Origin of the sequence: Alcanivorax sp., assembly GCF_051117345.1 — a bacterium.
Lineage (GTDB): Bacteria > Pseudomonadota > Gammaproteobacteria > Pseudomonadales > Alcanivoracaceae > Alcanivorax.
Genome location: NZ_JBNPEC010000084.1, coordinates 1 through 7,385, shown reverse-complemented (window position 1 = coordinate 7,385; position 7,385 = coordinate 1). Strand labels below are relative to the sequence as shown.

The window sequence follows — 7,385 nt, the reverse complement described above, 5'->3', positions numbered from 1 at the left end:
TGCGGATGTCGGCCAGAGACGAGCCGGCATGGGGCTCGGTCAGTGCCATGGTGCCGGTAAAGCGCCCCGCCATCATCGGTTCAAGAAACTGTGATTTCAGAGCATCGCTGGCGAAATTGCGGATCACATTAGCCGCCGCTGCGGTCAGAAACGCATAGCCGGTAGAGCTGGGATTCACGCAGGTGAACATGCCCTTGCAGGCAGCCGCAGCGATCTCCGGTAACTGCATGCCGCCTTCTTCAAAGCTGGCACGCGAAGACAGGAAGCCCGCATTGATATAAGCATCGAAGGCGTCTTTCACTTCCGGGCGCATCACTACCTTGCCGTCCACGAAGGCAGGCTCTTCCTTATCGGCCAGGCTGTTGTGGTTGGCGAACTTTTCCCGGGCCAGTTTCTCCGCGGTATCCAGTGCTGCCTCGATCGTCTCACGGCTGTGTTCTTCGAAACGGGGGCGCTGAAACAGGGTGTCGGTATCCAACACCTCGAACAGCTGAAAACTGAGATCACGACGATCGAGAATCACATCACTCACGGTTTGGCTCCGGCTAATTTGGGTTACAGCTTGCCATCCCCCCCGCCGGTCTGGCATTGTCGCCTATGACTTATTCATGGTGGAATACGACACGATGTATCGAGTAGCCGTATTAGCCTTCGATGGCGTTTTTGCTTCCGCCCTCACCGGGGTGGTGGATTTGTTCAACCTGACCGGGGTGACCTGGAACCGGATCCACGATCAGCCATTGAATCGGCAATTCGAGGTAAAGGTAGTCTCGCGGGGCGGTAATCCGGTGCGCTGTACCAACGGTATCCGCATGGCGGTGGACTGCTCCCTGGAGCAACTGGATCAGGCGGACCTGGTGATCGTGCCGACCATCGGCGGCAAGCTGGAAACGGTACTGGCTCAGGAGCAGGAGGCCCTGCCCTGGCTGCGCTTTTTGCATCAAGGGGGAGCGGACCTGGCCAGTAACTGCACCGGCGCTTTCATGCTCGCCGAAGCCGGCCTGCTGGACGGCAAGACCGCCACCACCCACTGGGGCTTCAGCCAGCAGTTCCGCCACCATTATCCGCAGGTAAAACTCAATGAACGCGAGCTGATTACCCGCGATGGCAATATCTTCTGCGCCGGCGGCGGCACCGCCTGGCGGGACCTGACCATTCTGCTGGTAGAGCGTTACTGCGGCGCTGACCTGGCCCGGGAGCTGGCACGGGCTTTTGTCATTGATGTGCGCAACGACCTGCAAAGTATCTATGCCGGCCTGCCCGCCCACAGCTATCACCAGGACGACCAGGTACAGACCGTCCAGGCGTGGATTCATGAGCATTACAAGGAAAGCACCAGCCTTGGCCAGCTGGCAGAAATGGTTCACCTGAGCCCGCGCCAACTGCAGCGACGCTTTACCACCACCCTGGGCGAGCCACCCTTGCAATACCTGCAGCGGGTACGCATTGAAGCGGCGCGCAAGATGCTGGAGCGCGGCACCAACAACCTGGCACGGCTCTCAGAACAGGTGGGTTACCAGGACGTAAGCAGTTTTTCCCGCCTGTTCAAACGCCATACCGGGCTGTCGCCCAGCCACTACCGACAGCGTTTTGCCCGTACCGGAACGCTCACTGACTAGAAGGCTGTTCAAAAGGGCCACTCCAGCGACGAACGTGAAGAACCTTGACGGGTTATTGACGACTCGGGCCTGATGATAGCCATAATCAAAAAAAGGAGAGAGCCCGTGGAAAACCTGTCCATCATACTCGTGGAAGACCATCGCCAACTGGCCCAGACCGTGGTGGAATTTCTGGAACAGGAAGGTGCCACGGTGGACTACGCCGGCAACACCAGCCTGGCCCGGGAACTGGTTCAGGAACATCATTACGATCTGATGCTGCTGGATGTGATGCTGCCCGGCGAAGACGGCTACAGCTTCTGCCAGTACCTGCGCAAAGAGTTGGCCCTGGACCTGCCGGTGATCTTCATGACCGCCCGCGACCAGCTGGAAGACAAGCTGGAAGGCTTCGACCGCGGTGGCGATGATTACATCGTCAAACCCTTCGCCCTGCCGGAACTGGCGGCGCGAGTCTCGGCCCTGATTCGGCGACAGCGCAAGGAAGTTACCGCCAATACCCTGCAAGTAGCAGATTTGGAGCTGGACCCGGCCCGCCAGGAAGTCCGCCGCGACGGCCAGCTACTGAAACTTTCTCCCACCGCCTTCCGTATTCTGCGCATTCTGATGCGCGAATCCCCCAAGGTGGTCAGTCGTGAACAGCTTGAGCATGAGCTGTGGGGGGATCTGGTACCGGATTCCGATGCCCTGCGCAGTCACCTGTACAATCTGCGCAAAGCGGTGGACAAACCTTTCGAGAACGCGTTGCTCAACACCCTACCCGGTGTGGGCTTCAGCATTCAGGAGGATCGCCCTACCGCAGTCTGATTAACCGAAAAAAAGCGCCTTGCGTCGGGCAAGGCTTGCACTTTCGGCCTCGGGGGCTCGACAATACGCAAAAATAACAATATGCCCAGCCCCCCTATGCCTGCCAACGTGATCTCTTTACCAACCTATACCTCTTGCCAATCACTGCTTGATGCCCACTTGGCCGAACTGCAAAAACGCTTCGGCATGGCCACCTGGATGATTACTCGTCTGAGTGGTGAAGAGCTGATCCTGCTGCGAGTCAAAGATGAGCACTATGGCTTGCAACGAGGGCAAAGGCTGCAGTGGCAAAGCAGTTATTGCGTGCGCATGGTGGAACAGGGCGGCCCACGTATCGTCGCTGACGTGAGTGCAACACCGGATTATCAGCTGGGAACGATCAATGACTCCCTGAGTATCGGCGCCTACATCGGTCTGCCCCTGGTGGATAGCGATAATCGCCAGTTCGGCACCCTTTGCGCACTCGATCCACAGGCCCAGCCAGCCGGCCTGGAAAAAGCCCTCCCTTCCCTTATCCACGAAGCTGCGCTGATCAGTTTTCTGCTCAACAATGCGGTGCGCGAAGCCAGGGAAAAACGGCTGACCACCTTCGTGGAACACCCGGACCGCTGTGACGATACCGGACTGCCTGGCCGTAAAGGCTGGGACGATATTTGCCGACAGGAAGCCAGTAATTGCCGGGATTTTGGTCTGCAGGCATCGCTGCTTTATCTGCAGGCCCCGGAAGACGGCGACAGCATGACCATCGCCGACTCACTGGCCGCATTGCTTCGAGAACAGGACAGCATTGCCCACCTGGGTGGCAACCGTTTCGGTATTCTTCTTGCCGACACCGACGAGGAAAAATCCCGCCGCGTAGCAGATCGGATTCGTGACGCGCTGAATGCCAAGCAATTGTTGGTGCGCATCGATCAGGAAATGCTGATCAGCGGCTAAGGAGCCTCTGAATAACTCCTTGCGTACTCAGCGTGGCCTGAAGGGTGCAGCTGTTGTGTTTTGATGCGACGGGCAGGGTGGCTCCCTTTCCTAGCGGCAAAGCGCAGCAGATGGGCCCTTCAGACCACGCCCTACGGGTCTTCCAGGCTGGCACGCACTCGTTGTTGCGCTTTTTCGATGGATCGACATACACCTTCAAAATCGCGCCTAGATTGCGAGCCAGCCTGAAAGACTGAGCATGCAAGGAGTTATGCAGAGGCTCCTTAGGAAAAACGGATCGCCACTTCGGTACCCCGACCGGGGGCACTGGTTACCATAAGGTGCCACTGATAGCGCTCACACAGCCGTTGCACGATAGCCAGCCCCAGGCCATGGCCTGCTTCCTGACTTTGCCCACGTTCGAACGGTTTCAGAATGCGCGCCAACTCATCCGCATCCATACCGGCCCCGTAATCCACCACGTGTACGGTGTTTTCCGCCACCAGGATGGTGACATCTCCTGAGCCACTGTAGTTGATGGCATTGCGCACCAGATTGGTCAGCACGATGGTCAGCGCCACTTCCGGACTGTGGACCGTCAACAGGGCCGTCTGGCGTACTTGCAGGCGAATCTGCTTGCGGTCAGCCAGCGGACTGAGACGCTCCATCAGGTTGACGGCCAGGTCGTTGACGATCACGTCCTCGCTGTCGGGCTGGCGCTGTTCCGTGCGCGCCAGCATCAGCAACGTTTCCAGCGTTGCCTCCATGTCCTCCACGGTATCTTCCATGCGGCGGATCAACGGGCGATCACCGATCTGACTGACCAGCAATTCCAGGTTGGCACGAAACACGGCCAGTGGCGTGCGCAGCTCGTGACTGGCATCACGGGTAAACTGCCGTTCGCGCTCCACAAAGCTCACCAGCCTATCCGCATAGGCATCCAGCGCCGCCACCAGTACCGCCACTTCGCTGTCGGTATCCGCATCAATACCACTGAGATCAGGCCGCGCGATGCTGGGGTCTTCCACCGGCGTATGCCGTAACCGGTCAGCAAGCTGCACTAATGGCGACAACAGATCGCGGGATTTTTTCCAGCCCAGAAACGAGGTGATGTAGATCACCAGCAGCACCCCGGTGAGAGGCAAAATGCCAAACAGAAACGCCAGTACCGACACCCGCTTTTCATCGAAAATCAGATACAGGCGGGCATCCCCTTTGCGCTCGAGATAGACAATCGGCCGCTCCCCGGCCAGCTCCGCCCGCTGGTAACCGTCTGGTAAAGACTGCAGCACCTCCGGGATGTCATCGTTGACCTGCTCGCTGGTCAATAACCCCAGAAGATGGCGCGTGTTGGGGCGGGGCTGAGCCGGATTCTCATCCAGCAGGGTCCAGTAGTGTTCGGCTTCCTTGATCAGTGCCTGCTTCACCAAAACCTGTTCGATAATGTTGGCCGTGGCCCACACGCCCAGCACCGTAGCCAGACTGATCAGCAACAACTGAAGCAGGTAGACGCGGGTAATACGATGCTGGACGCCGGTTTTCTTCATGCAAGCTGCTCAACGGTTTCAGTCGGCGGTATTGGCCGGACGGGAAAACAGATAGTGGGCCACAAACCATTCTTCCCCGTCACGATAATCAAACAACTCCGCGCAGGCCATGAAAAACATGCGCCAGCGTTGCAGCCATACCTTGCCATTGCCCTTGCCATATACCTCATCCAGCAACGGGATCAGCCGGGATTGCTTCTGGTCTGCCAGTTCCAGCCAGCCTTCCAGCGTCCGCGCGTAATGGGTTCCATTAACCGCCCAGCGCTGTTCCTCCTCCAGTTTTCCTGCGCAGTGGGGCAACCAGTCGTAGGAGGGCATCATGCCGCCAGTAAAGAAGTACCGTGCCATCCAGTCACTGCTGCCCTCATCTTCAAACAGATAGGTCAGATTGAGATGACAAAACACATGAATAAACAGCTTGCCGCCCGGTTTCAACCAGTCATGAATCCGTGCCATCAGGGCAGTGTGGTTGCGCATGTGCTCGAACATCTCCACGGACACCACCCGGTCAAAAGGCTGATCAGGCCGAAACAATGACGCGTCCGCAGTCATCACTCGCACATTGGTCAGGCCTTTTTCCTTGGCCCGCCCCATGATGAAAGCTTTCTGGGATGCCGAGTTGGAAATGGCGGTAATACGGCTGCCCGGGTAGTGCTCCGCCATCCACAGAGTCAGTGACCCCCAGCCGCAGCCCATCTCCAGGATCTCTTGACCGTTTTCCAGTTCGGCACGTTCGCAGGTCATCGCCAGCATGACGCGCTCGGCTTCTGCCAGATCGTTAACCCCGTCCGGCCAGTAGGCACTGGAATACTTCAGATACGGGCCGAGTACCTGTTCATAAAAACGCGAATCCACCTCGTAATGCTGCTCGTTGGCTTCATTCTGACCCACCGCTACCGGGCCTTGTTTCAGTGTGCTTTCCAGGTCATCGCGACTCTGCTTCTGTCGCTCCTGTTCAAGCCGCTTTCCCAGCAAACGCCGGATACCAAAACGTACCAGGGCATCCGGCAGCAGGCCGGACTCCGCCATTTGAATCATCATGATTTGGGTCTCCAGGGAAAGAACGCACTGGTAGTGCGTTGATAGTCGCGATAATCGTCGCCACGGGATTTCAATGCCTGCTTTTCCGTGTAAGGAATGCCGGTGACGAACCAGAGGAAAACAAACATGGCCAGCGGCAAACACCACAGCCAGGCCCCCTGACTGGCGCCGATGGCAATCAGGGGGTAGCTGCACCAGTGCAGCCATTCAAAGAAGTAATTGGGATGGCGGGAATAGCGCCACAACCCCTCACGACAGGTGCGTCCGGCGCTGTCTGGCTTGTGTTTGAAACGCGACAACTGTCTGTCGGCCAGACTCTCTCCGGCAATCGCCAGTACGCCAAGACAGGCGCCCAGGACGACCGTAATGCCGTAGCTGTGTTGCTGGCTGCCAATCACCCAGAATGTCAGGGCAAAGCCCCAGGCCAGCAGAGCCTGGCCCCAGTAAAAGACCAGGAATACCGGCTGTGTCTTTTCCTGCAAGGCTTCACGCATGGCCGCGTAGCGACCATCTTCATGAGACTCACTGGCTACCCGCCGAAAGATATGACTGCCCAGGCGCACGGACCAGAGCAGCAGCAATGCCCCAGCCACCCAGCGCGGCAGGGAGGCACCACTGCCCATCACCAGAAAAATCAGCCCGACCACCCCTACCGACCAGGACCAGAACACATCCACCCAGCCCGCATTACGGGTCTGTAACTGCTGCAACCACAATACCGAAGCCACGATCAGCAGGGCGATAAGTAGCAAATAATGTATCTCAGGCATGATGATGTTCCCTTTCCCCGGTAAGTTGCGCGCCGTAGGCCAGCAGCGGCACCGCCAACGCCCAGACCACACCATAGGTCACTGCGATCGGCAGCCAGTCGAGCGGCGCGCTTGCCGCTCCCAGTCTGATACCCATGGTGACGGAAAAGATACCACCCGCTGCGCCAAAGGCGGCGCCCAGCCAGGGCCTGCCACATAACCAGCGCAGGCTGTAGTGAAAGCTCACGGCAAATCCCAACCACAATGCCCAGATCCATCCCGGTGCGAGCCAGGGGTGATCCCAACCGGTATAAGCCAATAAGCCGCTGCTCAGCCAGATCGGCTCAAGCAACAGACAAAGCACAAGGCCCCACAGCAGCATGGGGGTATTTTTGATCCAGCGAGGATCAAACCACCACTGCCCCGCCAGCATCATTCCCAGCACAGCCCAGGATGGCCAGGACATGTCCCTGGCACCGCCAAATACCGCCGCCGCCCACAACAGCTGGAAGCCGGCAAAATTGATCATCAAAGGGGCAGGTAATCGTTTCATCAGCGAACAGTGCGCCTCCACTCGTCAATGGCCTGTGAAATTCCTTCACAGGCGAATCACCCGCCTGCGCTCAAAGTTGACTGATGAAATCACTACTGATGACAAGTGTGCTGTTCGTGCCGCTGCTGCTGATAGGTTGCAGCACGGCGCCGCTTGG

Annotated in this window: 9 protein-coding genes; 4 read left to right on the top strand and 5 right to left on the bottom strand. The window is 58.2% G+C overall.

From position 1 onward, the window contains the following. The coding region (locus tag ACFE0K_RS05640; protein WP_434535128.1) for an acyl-CoA dehydrogenase family protein at nucleotides 1-532 on the bottom strand (532 nt) is incomplete at its 3' end. Nucleotides 533-626: 94 nt separating this feature from the next. Between ACFE0K_RS05640 and ACFE0K_RS05635 the strand changes: the two genes are divergently transcribed. The 3 genes from ACFE0K_RS05635 (at nucleotide 627) to ACFE0K_RS05625 (ending at nucleotide 3,359) form a co-directional block, all read left to right on the top strand. After that, on the top strand, nucleotides 627-1,619 hold the full coding sequence (locus ACFE0K_RS05635) for a GlxA family transcriptional regulator (RefSeq protein ID WP_434535127.1): 993 nt from the start codon (nucleotides 627-629) through the stop codon (nucleotides 1,617-1,619). A 105-nt stretch (nucleotides 1,620-1,724) separates the two neighbouring features. Further along, on the top strand, nucleotides 1,725-2,423 hold the full coding sequence (locus ACFE0K_RS05630; protein WP_434535126.1) for a response regulator transcription factor: 699 nt from the start codon (nucleotides 1,725-1,727) through the stop codon (nucleotides 2,421-2,423). An 81-nt stretch (nucleotides 2,424-2,504) separates the two neighbouring features. Then, complete coding sequence (locus ACFE0K_RS05625) at nucleotides 2,505-3,359, top strand: diguanylate cyclase domain-containing protein (RefSeq protein ID WP_434535125.1); 855 nt, start codon at nucleotides 2,505-2,507, stop codon at nucleotides 3,357-3,359. A 263-nt stretch (nucleotides 3,360-3,622) separates the two neighbouring features. Here the strand turns inward: ACFE0K_RS05625 and ACFE0K_RS05620 are convergent, their stop codons facing one another. The 4 genes from ACFE0K_RS05620 to ACFE0K_RS05605 are packed head-to-tail and all read right to left on the bottom strand — an operon-like array spanning nucleotide 3,623 to nucleotide 7,204. After that, nucleotides 3,623-4,885 (bottom strand): sensor histidine kinase, encoded by a 1,263-nt coding sequence (locus tag ACFE0K_RS05620; RefSeq protein WP_434535124.1) that lies wholly within the window; start codon nucleotides 4,883-4,885, stop codon nucleotides 3,623-3,625. Nucleotides 4,886-4,903: 18 nt separating this feature from the next. After that, a complete protein-coding gene (locus ACFE0K_RS05615) occupies nucleotides 4,904-5,926 on the bottom strand; it encodes a class I SAM-dependent methyltransferase (protein ID WP_434535123.1) in 1,023 nt (340 codons plus the stop codon). Then, nucleotides 5,923-6,696, bottom strand: coding sequence for a DUF1295 domain-containing protein (locus tag ACFE0K_RS05610; RefSeq protein WP_434535122.1), 774 nt, complete (start codon nucleotides 6,694-6,696; stop codon nucleotides 5,923-5,925). Before ACFE0K_RS05610 ends, ACFE0K_RS05615 begins: the two co-directional genes overlap by 4 nt. Continuing rightward, the gene (locus ACFE0K_RS05605; RefSeq protein ID WP_434535129.1) at nucleotides 6,689-7,204 is read right to left on the bottom strand and encodes a DUF2878 domain-containing protein; all 516 of its coding nucleotides are present in this window, start codon (nucleotides 7,202-7,204) and stop codon (nucleotides 6,689-6,691) included. The genes ACFE0K_RS05610 and ACFE0K_RS05605 overlap by 8 nt, the downstream gene beginning before the upstream one ends. Here ACFE0K_RS05605 and ACFE0K_RS05600 point away from each other — a divergent pair. Then, on the top strand, nucleotides 7,140-7,385 hold a 246-nt coding region (locus ACFE0K_RS05600; RefSeq protein ID WP_434535130.1), incomplete at its 3' end, for a hypothetical protein. The genes ACFE0K_RS05605 and ACFE0K_RS05600 overlap by 65 nt on opposite strands.